General features: G+C 74.4%; 13 protein-coding genes. 6 read left to right on the top strand and 7 right to left on the bottom strand.

Annotation, left to right across the window (positions count from 1 at the left end):
* Positions 1-209 precede the first annotated feature (209 nt).
* Positions 210-1,499, top strand: coding sequence for an ATP-binding protein (locus IE248_RS28175; protein ID WP_190032068.1), 1,290 nt, complete (start codon positions 210-212; stop codon positions 1,497-1,499).
* A 27-nt stretch (positions 1,500-1,526) separates the two neighbouring features.
* Here the strand turns inward: IE248_RS28175 and IE248_RS28170 are convergent, their stop codons facing one another.
* From IE248_RS28170 to IE248_RS28145, 6 genes are all read right to left on the bottom strand, one after another.
* Complete coding sequence (locus IE248_RS28170; RefSeq protein ID WP_190032067.1) at positions 1,527-2,165, bottom strand: hypothetical protein; 639 nt, start codon at positions 2,163-2,165, stop codon at positions 1,527-1,529.
* Complete coding sequence (locus tag IE248_RS28165; protein ID WP_190032066.1) at positions 2,162-3,820, bottom strand: serine/threonine-protein kinase; 1,659 nt, start codon at positions 3,818-3,820, stop codon at positions 2,162-2,164. Before IE248_RS28165 ends, IE248_RS28170 begins: the two co-directional genes overlap by 4 nt.
* Positions 3,821-3,966: 146 nt before the next feature.
* The gene (locus IE248_RS28160) at positions 3,967-5,220 is read right to left on the bottom strand and encodes a Tm-1-like ATP-binding domain-containing protein (RefSeq protein WP_190032065.1); all 1,254 of its coding nucleotides are present in this window, start codon (positions 5,218-5,220) and stop codon (positions 3,967-3,969) included.
* Between the two features lie 48 nt (positions 5,221-5,268).
* Positions 5,269-5,763 carry an NUDIX hydrolase gene (locus tag IE248_RS28155; RefSeq protein ID WP_190032064.1) on the bottom strand — a complete coding sequence of 165 codons (495 nt, stop codon included), beginning with the start codon at positions 5,761-5,763 and terminating at the stop codon, positions 5,269-5,271.
* A 30-nt stretch (positions 5,764-5,793) separates the two neighbouring features.
* Positions 5,794-6,759 carry an alpha/beta fold hydrolase gene (locus IE248_RS28150; RefSeq protein WP_190032063.1) on the bottom strand — a complete coding sequence of 322 codons (966 nt, stop codon included), beginning with the start codon at positions 6,757-6,759 and terminating at the stop codon, positions 5,794-5,796.
* A 24-nt stretch (positions 6,760-6,783) separates the two neighbouring features.
* The gene (locus IE248_RS28145) at positions 6,784-7,851 is read right to left on the bottom strand and encodes a cation diffusion facilitator family transporter (protein WP_190032062.1); all 1,068 of its coding nucleotides are present in this window, start codon (positions 7,849-7,851) and stop codon (positions 6,784-6,786) included.
* Positions 7,852-8,002: 151 nt separating this feature from the next.
* Here IE248_RS28145 and IE248_RS28140 point away from each other — a divergent pair, with 151 nt between their 5' ends.
* The 3 genes from IE248_RS28140 to IE248_RS28130 are packed head-to-tail and all read left to right on the top strand — an operon-like array spanning position 8,003 to position 11,969.
* Positions 8,003-10,396 carry an FHA domain-containing protein gene (locus IE248_RS28140; protein ID WP_190032061.1) on the top strand — a complete coding sequence of 798 codons (2,394 nt, stop codon included), beginning with the start codon at positions 8,003-8,005 and terminating at the stop codon, positions 10,394-10,396.
* Between the two features lie 5 nt (positions 10,397-10,401).
* Positions 10,402-10,917 carry a hypothetical protein gene (locus tag IE248_RS28135; RefSeq protein ID WP_047960472.1) on the top strand — a complete coding sequence of 172 codons (516 nt, stop codon included), beginning with the start codon at positions 10,402-10,404 and terminating at the stop codon, positions 10,915-10,917.
* Positions 10,914-11,969, top strand: coding sequence for a serine/threonine-protein kinase (locus tag IE248_RS28130; protein ID WP_373301641.1), 1,056 nt, complete (start codon positions 10,914-10,916; stop codon positions 11,967-11,969). Before IE248_RS28135 ends, IE248_RS28130 begins: the two co-directional genes overlap by 4 nt.
* Before the next feature lie 10 nt (positions 11,970-11,979).
* Here IE248_RS28130 and IE248_RS28125 read toward each other — a convergent pair whose 3' ends face one another.
* Positions 11,980-12,576 carry a TetR/AcrR family transcriptional regulator gene (locus IE248_RS28125; RefSeq protein ID WP_229895573.1) on the bottom strand — a complete coding sequence of 199 codons (597 nt, stop codon included), beginning with the start codon at positions 12,574-12,576 and terminating at the stop codon, positions 11,980-11,982.
* Between the two features lie 96 nt (positions 12,577-12,672).
* Here IE248_RS28125 and IE248_RS28120 point away from each other — a divergent pair, with 96 nt between their 5' ends.
* Entirely contained in the window at positions 12,673-13,488 is an 816-nt protein-coding gene (locus IE248_RS28120) for an SDR family oxidoreductase (RefSeq protein WP_190032060.1), read from the top strand.
* A 55-nt stretch (positions 13,489-13,543) separates the two neighbouring features.
* Complete coding sequence (locus IE248_RS28115) at positions 13,544-14,413, top strand: haloalkane dehalogenase (RefSeq protein WP_190032059.1); 870 nt, start codon at positions 13,544-13,546, stop codon at positions 14,411-14,413.
* Positions 14,414-14,425 lie beyond the last annotated feature (12 nt).

The raw sequence follows: 14,425 nt of genomic DNA, 5'->3' as shown, positions 1-14,425 counted from the left end.
GAACCGTTTCGCCGCTGACTGGAAAGGTCTGAAAAAGCCGGAAGTCTTACGAAATCGAAAGTCTAGTGGCGTTTCGTGGACCCTGCCCGGGAGCGGTCTATGGACGCCGCGGAAGGTTGATCGCACAGGTGTTGTGCGCCGCGGCGCGTGAGCGCCCGGCCCGCCCGCCCTAGCCTCGCCGCAGGAGCACGAACGAGGGGCGGTACCCGGTGAACTGGCTCATCCACGACTACCGCGAGAGCGATCTCGCCGCGGTGGTCCACCTGATAGACACCACGGCCGAACTCGGCCAGGAATCCGTGTTCTCGCTGGCCGAGTGCATCAGCGCGCTGACCGGTCGGCAGCCCTGTGTGGTCGCCGTCCACCAGGGCGTCCCGATCGGCGCCGCGCTCGCCTGCGTCACCGGCGAACGGGCCTGGGTGATGCGCATCGCGATCGCCGCCGGCTGGCGCGGCCGCGGCCTCGCCAGCGCCCTGCTCGTCGAGCTGGAGCGACGGCTGATCGCCGCCCGCGTCGGGCGGATCGCGTACGTGCTGCCCGAGGAGGACCTGCTCGGCGAGGGCCTCCTCAACGCCGGGTACACCCGGCAGCCCGCCGTCGCCTACTTCGAGAAGACCGAACCCCTCCACGGGCCGGCCGCCGGACTCCTCGACGACCTCGGCGGACGTTTCCTCGCGAACGACCTCTGGACCAAGGTCGCCGGCATGGAGACCGAGAAGGACCTCATCGAGCGGCGCGTGGTGCTGCCGCTCGCCGAGCCCGAACGGGCCGCCGCGCACGGTGTGCGGCCGCCGCGCGCCATCACCCTCTTCGGACCGCCCGGCACCGGGAAGACCACCTTCGCCCGCGCCATCGCCTCCCGGCTGGGCTGGCCCTTCGTGGAACTGCTGCCGTCCCGGCTCGCCGACGAGGGCAACCTGGCCGCCGCGCTGCGCACCGCGTTCGCCCGGATCGCCGAGCTGGAGCGGGTGCTCGTCTTCATCGACGAGGTCGAGGAGATCGCGCCCGTACGCACCGAGCCCGCGCAGCCCGGCGGGATCCACGGCGTCACCAACGAGCTGCTCAAGCTGATACCCGGCTTCCGGGAGGGCGGCGAGCGGCTGCTGGTCTGCGCCACCAACTCCATCCGCTCGCTGGACCCGGCCTTCCTGCGGCCCGGGCGCTTCGACTACCTGATCCCGATCGGCACCCCGGACGCCGGGGCCCGCGCCGCGATCTGGGGCCGCTACACGGCCGGGCGCGCCGATGTCGACGTGGCGGCGCTGGTGGCGGCGAGCGAGCTGTTCACCCCGGCCGACATCGAGCACGCGGCGCGGATCGCGGCGCAGGTGTCGTTCGAACGGGACCTGGAGGCGGTCGGCGCCCGGGGCGCGGCGGCCGCACCGCCGGGCGCGAACACCGCGGACTACCTGGCGGCGGTGGCGCAGTGCCGGCCGACGGTGACCCCGGCGATGACGGGGGAGTTCGAGGCGGACATCACGGCGCACGCCCGCTCCTGACCGTCGGCCACGGACGGCGGCGGGAGTCTAGGCGCGGCAGCCGTACGTGAACCCCACCGCCGCCGTGCGGTGCACGGGCGAGATCAGTTCGAGCTCGGCCTCGGCGGGATAGGTGCCCTTGCCCTGGAAGGTCCACAGCAGGTGCAGCGTGGCCTCCTTCCGCCCGCTCGGCACCCGCTCCGTGAGCGGATCCGAGCGCGTGCCGTCACTGCGCACCCACCGGTACCGGAGGGTCCCCGGGCGCCCGTTCGTCCGTACGAGGGCCACCACGTCGGCCGCGGAATCGCAGGCGGGACCCTTCGGATCGGTGCTCACCGACACCGCGGTGACCGCCAGCGCCGGGCCGAGGCGCTGCCAGCCCAGGTACGCGAGGACCGCCGCCAGCACCACGGCCGCCAGGGCGTACCGGCGCAGCGCCGCACCCCGCCGCCGGCGCGGGGCGGGCGCGACGGCCACCGGGAACGGCGTGCCCGGCGGCCGCGCCGTCACCCCGGGCCCGAACCGCAGCAGCGACCCCTCGACCCGGTCGGGCACCGCCCCGGACGCGTCCTGGGGCGTGTCGAACCGTTTCGTCTGCGCGGGCTGCTCCGGCGGGCCGCTGATCCAGTGGCTGCCGAGCACGGTGGCGCTGTAGTCGTCGTCCTCCGGGGCGCGGGAATCGGTCATCGCGGAACCTCCGGCGTCTCGCACCGGGGGATGAGCCGCGAGGCGATCGCGGGCGCCTTCGCGGCCGGCTTGGTGGTGACGCGCACGCTCAGGTAGCAGCCGCCGCGGCGCGTCACGCCGTGCCTGACGGGCCCCAGCGTGGAGGAGCCGGACCGGACCTGCGCGGAGTCCGAACCGTCGGCGTAGCGCAGGTCGTTCGGGCTGTCGCCGAGGAACCATTCGAGCAGCACCGTCGCCGGGCCGCCCTTGACGTCGAGCGACACCGTCGCCTGCCCGGCGCTGGGGCTGGTCAGCAGGGAGACCTTCACGCCGCCCACCACCGTCGTCGGGGTGGGGGTCGGCGTCGGAGTCGGCGTCGGAGTCGGTGTCGGTGTCGGGGTCGGCTTGGTCACCGTCGCGGTGGGTGTCACCGTGGGCGTCGGCGACGGGCTCGCCGTCGGAGTCCCGGACGCCGAAGTGGACGCGGAGGGGCTCGCGCTCGGGCTCGCGCCCGTACTCGGGCTCGCGCCCGGCGTCCCGGACGGGCTCCCGCTCGCGCCCGGGCCCGCCCCGGCGCCGGAGCCCGGGCCGCCGCTCCCGGCGGACGGGCTCGTCGTCGCGAAGGCGCTCAGCGCCGCCGCGCCCCCCGGCTCACCGCCGGCCGCGTCGTACGTGAACACCAGGACGGCCCCCACCACCAGCGCCACCCCGGCGGCGGCCAGCCCGCGCCGCCCCGGCGCCCAGCTCGGCGGCGGCGGTTTCAGCACCGTCGTGGCCACCGCCGTCGTCCCCGAGGCCGAGCCGCCCGCCGAGGGGAACAGCAGCGGCAGCAACGCGGCCAGCGCCGCCAGCTTGCGCTGTCCGCGCTCCTCCCACTGCGGCCCGTACGCCGCCAGGGCCACGCCCTCCAGCTCCGCCACGAACGCCTCGGCGTTCTCCGGCCGCTGCTCCGGCCGCTTGGCCAGCCCGCGCCGGATCAGCGGACGCACCGGCTCCGGCGCCTCCGTCTCCGGCACCGGGGCCTCGATGTGCTGGACCGCGAGCTCCGCGAAGTTCTCCCCGTCGAACGGCTTGCGCCCCGTCAGGCACTCGAAGAACGTGGCCGTCGCCGCGTACACGTCCGCGGCGGGCGAGGCCGGCTGCCCCTGCCACTGCTCGGGAGCCATGTAGGCGGGCGTGCCCGCCACCCCCGGGGTGGTGCCGCGGCCCGCCGCGATCCCGAAGTCCACCAGCTTCGACGAGCCGTCCGCCGCGACCAGTACGTTCTCCGGCTTGTAGTCCCGGTGCACCACACCCGCCCGGTGCGCCGCCGCCAGCCCCAGCAGGGAGCCCTTCAGCACCACCAGCGCGGCCTCGGCGTCGGCCCGCCCGGACCGCTTCAGCAGCGCGCGCAGCGAGATGCCGTCCACCAGCTCCATCACGATGGCGGCGCCGGACGGCGACTCCACGTACTCGTAGAGCCCCACCACGTACGGCGACCGGAGCCCGCCCAGCAGCCGGGCCTCCGCCCGGAACTCCCGGACGAACGCCGGGTCCTCCCGGAGCCGGTCGCTGAGGTACTTGACCGCGACCGCCGTGCCCGTGCCGTCGTGGACGGCGAGCACGACGCGACCGCTCCCGCCCGAACCGAGATCCCGGACCTCGGTGTATCCGGGCACCGCCCAGGTGCTGCTCATCGATCTGCCCCCCGCCGTGGCGACGCCGCGCCCAAGGTACCGGTCCCGATCCGACCGGCCACCCCCTGGGACACGGAATACGCCACGGCCGGTTCCCGACCACGCCGGGTGTCCCGAACCGTGGCCGGGCCGTGGTGGGACCGTGATCAGGCGGCGGCGCGCAGCGCCCCGATCATGTCGTGCAGCCGGTCCGCCGCCGCCCGCCCGAAGGCGGGGTCGTTGATGTGGGTGTCGTAGTCGTAGAGCCGGGCGGCGCTGCCCCGCAGGCCTTCGCGGAGCGCCGAGAACAGGGCCTGGTCCGCGCGCCGGTCGTGATACGGGCCGCCCGGCGCGCCGAGCGTGGACAGTCCGCGCAGCGGGAGGCAGACCGCCGTCGGCCCGGTCGCCGCCCGGAGTTTGGCGGCGACCCGGCGGCCGAGTTCGGCGCATTCGGACTCGGTCGTACGGATGACCGTGATCGAGGGGTTGTGGACGCGGACCCGCCGGTAGCGGGCGTGTTCGGGCAGGGTCTCCAGCGGGCCGAACTTCACCATGTCCAGCGCCCCCAGGCTCACCACCTGCGGTATCCCGGCCCGTCCGGCCGCGCTGAGCCGGTCGGGACCGGCGCTGAGGACGCCCCCGCACAGATCGTCGGCGAGCTCGCTGAGGGTGAGGTCCAGGACCCCCGCGAAGATCCCCTGACCGGCCAGGGTCTCCAGGGTCCGGCCGCCCGTGCCGCTGACGTGGAACACCAGCACCTCGTAGCCGAGTTCGGTCAGCCGCTCGCGGGCGGCGTCCACGCCGACCGTGGTCACCCCCGCCATGCTCGCGGCGATCAGCGGCCGGCCGCCCGCGCCCAGCCGGGCCGGGCCGTGCGCCGACGAGGAGCGGGCGAAGGCCTTCGCCATCCCCGCGATCGCCGCCACCGCGTTCGTCAGGACCGGCGCCGACACGCTGTTGATGCCCGCGATGTCCACCACGCTGTACATCATCGTGATGTCCGAGGATCCGACGTACGGGGCCACGTTCCCGGACGCCATGGACGAGACCATCAGCTTCGGAACGCCCAGCGGGAGTGCGCGCATCGCCCGGCTGGCGATGGAGGTTCCGCCGCTGCCGCCTATGGCGAGGACCCCGTCCAGTCGGCCCTCGGCGTGCAGTCGCATCAGGGTCGCCTCGGCCCCCCGCGCCATCGTGGTGACGGCCGCGCCCCGGTCGGCGGCCGCCCGCAGCTCCGACAGTTCCGCTCCGGCGGCCCGGGCGACCGCTTCGCGCGGTATGTCCGCGGGTACCCGGGGCTCGTCCATGATCCCCGTGTCGACCAGGACCACCTCGACGCCGGCACGCAGCAGCCGCTCGCGTAACCAGCCGTATTCCACACCCTTGGTGTCCAGGGTTCCCAACAGCACGACGCTCGTCATATGTGTAATGTCAATGCAGATGCGGCCGGCTGGCAAGTCAAGGTGCGGTCAACCCTCCAGCAGCCCCAACAGCCGCTCCAGAAACGGGATTTGACCCTTCGCCAGCTTGGTTCCGGCCACCTCTGGAGTGAACCAGGCCACCCGGTCCAGTTCCGGGAACTCCCCGACCCGGCCCGAGCCCGGCGGCCACTCCATCGTGAAGGTCCCGGGCACCATCAACGCAGGGTCCAGATCCGCCCGTACCGCCCAGATCGTCACCAGCTTTCCACTCGAAAGAAGGACGTCGCCGAGCGGAAGGTACGGGCCCTCCGGCGGCGGCAGCCCGATCTCCTCGGTGAACTCCCGGCGGGCCGCGGCCATCGGGGCCTCCTCCGGGCCGTACTCGCCCTTGGGGATCGCCCACCCGCCCTCGTCGCGGCGCTCCCACAGCGGGCCGCCCATGTGACCGAGCAGCACCTCGACGCCCTGGTCGGCCCCGTTCCCGTCGCCCGCCCCGCGGAACAGGAGCAGCCCGGCACTCCGCTTCTTCACCTTCTTCGTCATGGATCCATCCTTGCCCCGCCCCGGCGCCGGTCAGCCACCGTCGCGCGCCCGTTCGACGACCTCGCGCACGGCGTCCACGACCAGCCGGGGCCGCTCGACCGCGATGCCGTGCCCGCTGCCGGTCTCCGTGACGTGCCGGGCGCGCAGTTCACGGGCCAGCCGGTCCTGCGCGGCCAGCCACGCCGGCCAGGTCGATCCGCTGTTCCCGACCCCCAGGTCCCACGGCCGGTCGGAGGTGAGGACGACGGCGGGCAGCGGGCGCGGCAGCGCGGGCGCGCGCCGGATCTCCGCTACGGAGGTCTCGTAGTCGGGCACTTCCGCGCCCTTCCCGGTGTCCGTCGCCGCGATCTTCTTCATCCAGTCCGACCACTGGGCCGCGGTGAGGGTGTCCCGCAGGTAGGGGGAGGCGCCGTCGACCGTGACCAGACCGGCCACCCGGGAGAAGTCCGTACGGGCGAACAGCTCGGCGATCATCGCGCCCCAGGAGGCGCCGACCAGGACGTACGGGGGCCGCTCGCCGCCCGCCGCGAGCGCCGCCCGCAGGTCCCGGACACCGGCCGCCGCCGTCGTGGGCTGCGCGACCGGGGTCGAGGAGGCGGGCCCGCCGTCGAAGCGGGTGGTGCCGGGGCGGTCGTAGGCGCAGACCCGGGTGAAGGAGGCGACCGCCGGCAGCACCGCCCCGGCGCCGGGCCTCGGCGCGATCGTGGGACGGGCGGGGTCCGCGAGCGAGGTCCACTCGTCGGCGGCTCCGCCCGTACCGGACACGAGGACCACCGTCGGGGAGCCGGAGCCCCGGCACTCCAGGCGGATGCCGCGGCCCTCACCGACGTCCACCACGCGCCCGGCGGAACCGGTGGGATCGGGGGTCGGTCCACCGCTCGCGCCCCCCGCGCCCGCTCCCGCGCCCCCGCCGGCCGCGGCCAGGGCCGGGCCGCCACCGGCGGCGAGCGCGCAGCACGCCGCGACGGTCACCAGGACCCGGCGCCCTTGGTACACACAGTCAGTCTGGCACCGGCGGCCTCAGTGGGCGTGCGGGCCCTCGCGGTGCACCGGGCCGTGGGCGTCGGCGCAGTGCGGGTCCGCCGGGGGGTCGCCCGCGCGGCCGACCGAGAGCAGCTCTTCCTGGACGTGGTCCACCTGGAGCGTGGTGTGGGTGACGCCGTACTCCTTGGCGAGCAGCCGCTCCAGGTCGCGCCGCACGGCGTGGCAGTCGCCCTCCGGCTCCACCAGCACGTGCGCCGACAGCGCCGCCTGCCCGGAGGTGATGGTCCAGATGTGCAGGTCGTGCACCTCGGTGACCGGCGGATGCCCCACCAGCCGGTCGCCGACCGCGTCGGGGTCCATGTGGGCCGGGGCGGCCTCCAGGAAGATCCGGCCGGACTCGCGGACCAGCCCGTAGCCCGCCCTGACCATCAGCACCACCACCACGAGCGTGGCGATGGCGTCGGCCTGCACGAAGCCGGTGGTGAGCACGATCAGACCGGCCACCGCGGTCCCGATGAAGGCGAACAGGTCGTTCAGGATGTGCTGGTAGGCGCCCTCGACGGCCAGGGAGGAACGGTTCGCCCGGGAGATGCACCAGGCCGCCGCGACATTGACGACGATGCCCGCGAGCGCCGTCACCAGGACCAGCCCACCCGCCACCGGCGGCGGATCGAGCAGCCGGCGCACCGCCTCGTACGCGAGCCAGACCGCGAGCAGCAGCAGGGTGAGCCCGTTGGCCTGGGCGGAGAGTATCTCCGCGCGCTTGAGGCCGTACGTGAACCCGCCGCGCGCCGGGCGGGCCGCGAGCCGCATCGCGATCAGCGCGAGGACGATCGAGACGGCGTCGGTCAGCATGTGCGCCGCGTCCGAGATCAGGGCCAGGGAGTGGGCCATGACGCCGATGGTCACCTCGACCGCCATGAACGTGCCGATCAGGCCGAGCGCGATCGCCAGCCAGCGGCGGTCGGCGTTCGGGTCGACGCCGTGGCTGTGGCCGCCGGGCCCGCCGTGGCCGTGCCCGTGGCCGTCGTGGCCGTCGTGGCCGTGGCCGTCGTGGCCACCCTGGCCCTCGTGACGATCGTGCGCGTGGTCGTGCCCAGTCATGGGATCCCCCGTTGAATCGGTTCCGACGCGTGAAGTGAAGCGCACTGCGACGCGTTGGGCAAAGGCTGCAACGGGGACCGTTGTCATTACCCATAAGAGGCCTCTGACCTGCGGTTATGCCGCGCCGGTCGGATCGTGGGAAAATCTGCTCATGGTCCAGCGCCCCGGTGTGCCGACCGCGCCCGAGCTCGTCCTGCGAACCGACACGGGCTCCACGCCGATGAGCCCGGGCCGGACGTACCACGTCGGCCGGGACCCCCTGTGCGAGATCTGCCTCGACGACGCCCGTGTCTCCTGGCACCACGCGCTCCTGCGCCCCGACGGCGACCACTGGACCGTCGAGGACGAGGACAGCACCAACGGCACCTGGGCCGACGGCCACCGCGTCCACGAGTGGGCCGTCGGCGCCGGCAGCGAACTCCGCTTCGGCGGCGGCGAGCGCGACGCCCCCCGCGTCCTGCTCCTCGGCCCCGAACCGGCCCGCGCGCCCGCCCGCGACCGGCCCTCATCGGTCGCGCGGCCCGCCCTGAGCCACACCTTCCGCCAGCCCAGCGGCGTCCGCCCGCTGCCCGACCGGACCGCCGCCCGCACCACCGTCCGCATCGGCCGCGCCCTCGACAACGACCTCGTCATCGACGACCTCGCCGTTTCCCGCCGACACGCCGAACTGCGCGCCCTCGACGACGGCACGTACGAGATCGCCGACCTCGGCAGCCACAACGGCACCTACCTGGGCGGCGCCCCCGTCGAAGGGGCCGCCCGCATCACCGAGGGCGACATCATCGGCATCGGCCACTCGGCCTTCTGCCTCGCCGGCGACCAGCTCCAGGAGTACGTGGACACGGGCGAGGTGTCCCTCGACGTACAGGACCTCTCGGTCGCCGTGGGCCGCGGCCGGGACCGCAAGACCCTCCTCGACCACGTCTCCTTCCCCGTCGGCGCGAAATGCCTGCTCGCCGTCGTCGGCCCCAGCGGAGCCGGCAAGTCCACCCTCCTCGGCGCGCTGACCGGGCTGCGCCCCGCCGACCAGGGCACCGTCCTCTACGACGGCCGCGATCTCTACCGCGACTACGCCGAACTCCGCAGCCGCATCGGCCTGGTCCCGCAGGACGACATCCTGCACGCCCAGCTCACCGTCCGCCGCGCCCTCGGATACGCCGCCGAACTCCGCTTCCCGCAGGACACCGCCAAGGCGGAACGCCGGGCCCGGGTGGACGAGGTGATCGGAGAACTCGGCCTGGAGCAGCGGGCCGGCCAGCCCATCCACAGCCTCTCCGGCGGCCAGCGCAAACGCGTCTCCGTCGCCCTGGAACTGCTGACCAAGCCCTCCCTGCTCTTCCTCGACGAGCCCACCTCCGGGCTCGACCCCGGCATGGACCGCTCGGTGATGCACATGCTGCGCGGCCTCGCCGACGACGGCCGCACCGTCATCGTGGTCACCCACAGCGTCCTCAGCCTCGACGTCTGCGACCGGCTGCTCGTCCTCGCGCCGGGCGGGCGCGTCGCGTACTACGGGCCGCCCGAGGAGACCCTCGGGTTCTTCGGCTACGCGCAGTGGCCCGAGGCCTTCGAGGCCTTCGAGAACGACCGGGGCCGGGACTGGGCCGCCGAGTACCGGAGCTCGCCGCCGCACCGCAAGTACGTGGACATCACCGCCCACCAGCCCCGCCTCGGCGGCGGTGCCCCCGGCCGGCCCGCCGGGCAGGCCGCCGTGGCGCCGCCGCCCACCGCCCAGAGCTGGGGCTCCCAGCTGGGCACCCTGATCCGGCGGTACGCGGCCGCGCTCGGCGCCGACCGCACCTTCCTCGCCATCATGATCGCGCTGCCGTTCGTGATGGGCGCCATGGCGCGCGCCCTCGCCGGCAGTGGCCTGACCCAGGAGACGGCGATCAACGCCCTGCTCATCCTGTGCGTCGGAGGCGTGCTGACCGGCGCCGCCAACGCGGTGCGCGAGCTGGTCAAGGAGCGCGTCATCTACCAGCGCGAACGAGCGGTCGGACTGTCGAGATCGGCCTACCTGATGTCGAAGGTGGTGGTGCTCGGCGCCGTCACCGTCGCCCAGGCGGTCGTCCTCACCCTGGTCGCGCTGCTCGGCGTACAGCTGAACGCCCCGGACGGCGAGGGGGTGTTCCTCCCGCCGCTCGTCGAGATCACCCTCGCCGTCGCCCTGCTGTCGTTCACCGCGATGATGCTGGGCCTGCTGGTATCCGCCCTGGTCAAGAAGGAGGAGGTCACCATGCCGCTGCTGGTCCTCCTCGCCATCGTGCAAGTGGTGTTCTGCGGGGCGCTCCTCCAGCTCGACGGGGTCCCGGTGATCGAGCAGCTGGCCTGGCTGGTGCCCTCGCGCTGGGCGCTCGGGGCGATGGCGGGCACCATCGACCTCGGCGCGATCGTGCCCGGGACCCTCACCGACGACCCGCTGTTCGCCCACCAGGGCGGGGTGTGGCTGCTGAACATGGGAATGCTGGTGGCCCTGTCCGTCCTGTTCGGGGTGCTGGTCGCCCGGCTGCTGCGGCGGCACGAGCCCGCGGTCATGCGGAAGTAGGCCAGATGACGAACCCCGGCGAGTTCGCGGACTTCCGGCCCACGCACGTCGTCCCCCAGGAGGGGCTGCCCGCCTGGGAGGAGCCCGACACCTCCCGCCCGACCACCCCGCTCGACGCGTTCCTGCCCGTACAACTGCGCTCCCGGCGCGGGGAATGGGCCGAGATCCTGTGCGCCAACGGGTGGTCCGCCTGGGTGGACGGCCGGCTCCTGGTCGCCGTACCGCAGCCGCCGCCCACCGGCGGACGGCCGCTCGCGCGCACCGAGGACCCGCGACCGCTGCTCTCCCGCACGGCGGAGGCCCTGGACCGCTACCGGAGGGCCGCCGAGGCCCTCGGCTCCGGGCAGCTGGACGCGGAGGGCTTCCGGAGCGCGACGCGGGGGGTGCGGGCCGGGATGGTGCTCGACGGGGAGGCGGTCTGGCTGTACGACGAGGCCTCCGGGGGCTGGCTGTTCGGCGACGGGATCCGCCTGACGACGTACGCGGTGGCGCAGGCGCCGGCCGGGGAGGGGCAGCCGTGACGTCCGACGGGGCCACCGGGGCTTCCGGGCCGTACGAGTCAGCGGGCGGCGGCCCCGGCGACCTGCGGGGGAAGCGGATCGCCGGTTACCAGGTGGAGAGCGAGATCGGGCGCGGCGGGATGGCGGTCGTCTACCGGGCGCGGGACCTGAACCTGGACCGGACGGTGGCGCTGAAGCTGCTGGCGCCCGAGCTGGCGCGCAACGACACCTTCCGAAAGCGCTTCGCGTTCGAGTCGAGGGTCGCGGCCGCCATCGACCACCCGCACATCGTCCCGGTGTTCGAGGCCGGGGAGGCGGAGGGGCTGCTGTACATCGCGATGCGGTACGTGCCCGGGCAGGACCTGCGGGCGCTGCTGGACCGGACGGGGCCGATGCCGGTCGAGGCGGCGGTGCGGATCGCCGGGCAGGTGGCCTCGGCGCTGGACGCGGCCCACGACCACGACCTCGTGCACCGCGACGTGAAGCCGGGCAACATCCTGGTCGCGCGGGGGACCGACAGCGAGCACCCCGAGCACGTGTACCTGACGGACTTCGGGCTGACGAAGAAGTCCCTGTCACTGACCGGGTTCACGAGCGTCGGGCAGTTCGTCGGGACGCTCGACTACGTCGCGCCGGAGCAGATCGCCGGGAAGCCGGTGGACGGGCGGTGCGACGTCTACAGCCTCGGGTGCGTCGTCTACGAGATGCTGGCCGGCGGGCCGCCCTTCGAGCGCGAGGACGACATGGCCCTGCTGTGGGCGCACCAGTACGACCCGGCGCCCCCGCTGAGCTCGCGGCGGCCGGAGGTGCCGGCGGCGGTGGACGAGGTGCTGGCGAAGGCGCTGGCCAAGTCACCGGACGACCGGTGGGGGAGCTGCCTGGAGTTCACCTCGGCGCTGCGCCGGGCGGGGTCGGGGCCGGAGTCAGGGCCGGGGCCGGCAGCGGGGCCGCCCGGCGGGGCGGCGGAGGCGCGGCCGCCCCTCGCGCCGCGGCCCGGGCCGGAGCCGGCCGCCGACCCGGGGCCCCCGCCCCCGCCGCCGCGCTGGGCGGCGCCGGTGTTCCGGGAGCCGTAGCGCCGCCGCCTCAGGCGGGGGAGGCCGCGGAGCCCAGGGAGTCGATCCAGCGCTCCAGACGACGCCCCTCGGAGGCCATCAGCCCGGGGTCGCGGAAGGTGTTGGTGAGCAGGGAGATCCCCTGGTAGGCGGCGATCAGGGCGACCGCGAGTTCCCGGGCGTCCGCGCGGCCCATGGCCCGGAACTGCGCCTCGGCCCAGTCGAGGAGCACCCGCATCACCTCGGCGATGTTCGCGTCGAGGCCGTCGGCGCGCTTGTCCAGCTCGGAGGCGAGGGTGCCGGTGGGGCAGCCGTACCGGGCCGTGACCTCGCGCTGCTCGACCCAGCCGCCGAGGAGGGCCTTGAGCCGGTCCTGGGGGGTCGGGAGCGCGTCGAGGACGCTGATCAGCTGCCGGAGGTGCTGCGCGTGGGCGTCGATCGCGGCCTCGACCAGCTGGTCCTTGGTCTTGAAGTAGTAGTACACGTTGCCCACCGGGACGTCGGCCGCGCGGGCGATGTCGGCGAGCGTGGTCGTGGCGACGCCCTGTTCGTGGAGCACCTGGGCCGCGGCGTTCGCGAGCCGCTCGCGCTTGCTCGCGGCCTTCCCGGAAGTTTTTGAGTGAGTCACCTGACTAACTATAGACGCGCGGGGCGTCGGGGGCTATGTTCATGTCACGAGCAAGTCAGTCAGCCGACTGACTAATTTCTTATCGGGGGATTTCTCATGATCGTTGTGACGGGTGCGACCGGGAACGTCGGCCGGGAACTCGTACGCCTGCTGGTCGCCGCGGGGGAGTCGGTGACGGCCGTCTCCCGGCAGCCGGGCGAGCTGCCCCACGGGGTGCGGCACGTACGGGCCGACCTCGCCGAGCCGCAGACCCTGCGCACCGCCCTCGACGGGGCCGACGCGCTGTTCCTGCTGGTGGCGGGCGAGGACCCGGGGGCCGTCCTCGCCCACGCGGCGGCCGGCGGGGTCCGGCGCGTGGTCCTGCTCTCTTCCCAGGGCGCCGGGACCCGACCGGACGTCTACGGCCACCCGGTGGCCTTCGAGGAGGCCGTCCGGGCGTCCGGCCTCGACTGGACCATCCTGCGGTCCGGGGGCCTGGACTCCAACGCCTACGCCTGGGCCGAGTCGGTCCGTACGGGGGGCGAGGCGCAGGCGCCGTTCGGCGATGTCGGGCTGCCGGTCGTCGACCCGGCGGACGTCGCGGCCGTGGCGGCGGCGGTGCTGACGGGGGGCGGCCACACGGGCCGTACGTACGAACTCACCGGCCCCGCCCCGGTGACCCCGAGGGAGCAGGCCGAGGCGATCGGCGCGGCGATCGGGACCCCGGTGCGGTTCACGGAGCTGACGCGCGCACAGGCCCGGGAGCGGATGCTGCGGTTCATGCCCGAACCCGTGGTGGAGGGCACCCTCGGCATCCTCGGCGCGCCGCTGCCCGCCGAGCGGAGGGTCAGCCCCGACGTCGAGTACGTCCTGGGCCGGGCGCCCCGCACCTTCGCCGAGTGGGCCGCGGGTGCGGCCGTCGCGTTCCGCTGACCTGACCTGACCCCGACGTTCCTCCCCGACCCTCCCCGAACGGAAAGGCGCCACCGTGCCCGTCCACCCCGTCCTCGACTCGACGATGCACCACCTCGACCTCGGCTCCGGGGCCGGCACGCCGATGGTGTTCCTGCACGGCAACCCGACCTCCTCGCACCTGTGGCGCGACGTCCTCCCTGCGGTGGGCGGCGGGGGCCGCCGGCTGGCCCCCGACCTGATCGGCATGGGCCGCTCGGGCAAGCCGGACATCGACTACACCTTCGCCGACCAAGCCCGCTATCTGGACGCCTGGTTCGAGGCGGCCGGCCTCGACGAGGTGGTCCTGGTCGGGCACGACTGGGGCGGCGCCCTCGCCTTCGACTGGGCCGCGCGCCACCCCGGGCGGGTGCGGGGCATCGCCTTCACCGAGACCATCGTCAAGCCCATGGAATGGGAGGAGTTCCCGCCCGGCGGACAGGAGCTGTTCCGGGCCCTCAAGGCGGAGGGGGTGGGCGAGGCGATGGTCCTCGACGGGAACGCCTTCATCGAGGAGGCGCTCCCCGGGACCGTCGCCACCCCCCTCGCCCCGGCGGACCTGTCCGCCTACCGCGCCCCGTACCCGACCCGGGACAGCCGCCGCCCGCTGCTGCGGTGGGCCCGCTCCATGCCGCTGGGCGGGGAACCCGCCGAGGTGGTGGCCCGCGTCGAGGCGTACGGCGCCTGGCTGGCGGCGAGCGCCGACGTGCCGAAGCTGCTGCTGACCTTCGCCCCCGGCCCCGGCGTGATGATGGGCCCGGAACTGGTCGACTGGTGCGCGGGGAACATGGCCGCCCTGGAGATCGACCACCACCCCGTACCCGCCGGCCACCACACCCCGGAGGACCAGCCCGCCCTGATCGCCCGGTCCCTGACGGCCTGGCGGGCCCGCCACCGACTCCACTGACCGCCCGGTCCG

This window comes from Streptomyces goshikiensis (assembly GCF_014650555.1).
Classification (GTDB): domain Bacteria; phylum Actinomycetota; class Actinomycetes; order Streptomycetales; family Streptomycetaceae; genus Streptomyces; species Streptomyces goshikiensis.
Note: the sequence above shows the minus strand (reverse complement) of the source record. Positions and strands in the feature narration are given on the sequence as shown.

Coding starts and splice junctions, on each gene's coding strand:
- IE248_RS28120 (WP_190032060.1), top strand. CDS start 12,673: ATGATCGTTGTGACGGGTGCGACCGGGAACGTCGGCCGGGAACTCGTA.
- IE248_RS28140 (WP_190032061.1), top strand. CDS start 8,003: ATGGTCCAGCGCCCCGGTGTGCCGACCGCGCCCGAGCTCGTCCTGCGA.
- IE248_RS28135 (WP_047960472.1), top strand. CDS start 10,402: ATGACGAACCCCGGCGAGTTCGCGGACTTCCGGCCCACGCACGTCGTC.
- IE248_RS28145 (WP_190032062.1), bottom strand. CDS start 7,851: ATGACTGGGCACGACCACGCGCACGATCGTCACGAGGGCCAGGGTGGC.
- IE248_RS28165 (WP_190032066.1), bottom strand. CDS start 3,820: ATGAGCAGCACCTGGGCGGTGCCCGGATACACCGAGGTCCGGGATCTC.
- IE248_RS28160 (WP_190032065.1), bottom strand. CDS start 5,220: ATGACGAGCGTCGTGCTGTTGGGAACCCTGGACACCAAGGGTGTGGAA.
- IE248_RS28170 (WP_190032067.1), bottom strand. CDS start 2,165: ATGACCGATTCCCGCGCCCCGGAGGACGACGACTACAGCGCCACCGTG.
- IE248_RS28155 (WP_190032064.1), bottom strand. CDS start 5,763: ATGACGAAGAAGGTGAAGAAGCGGAGTGCCGGGCTGCTCCTGTTCCGC.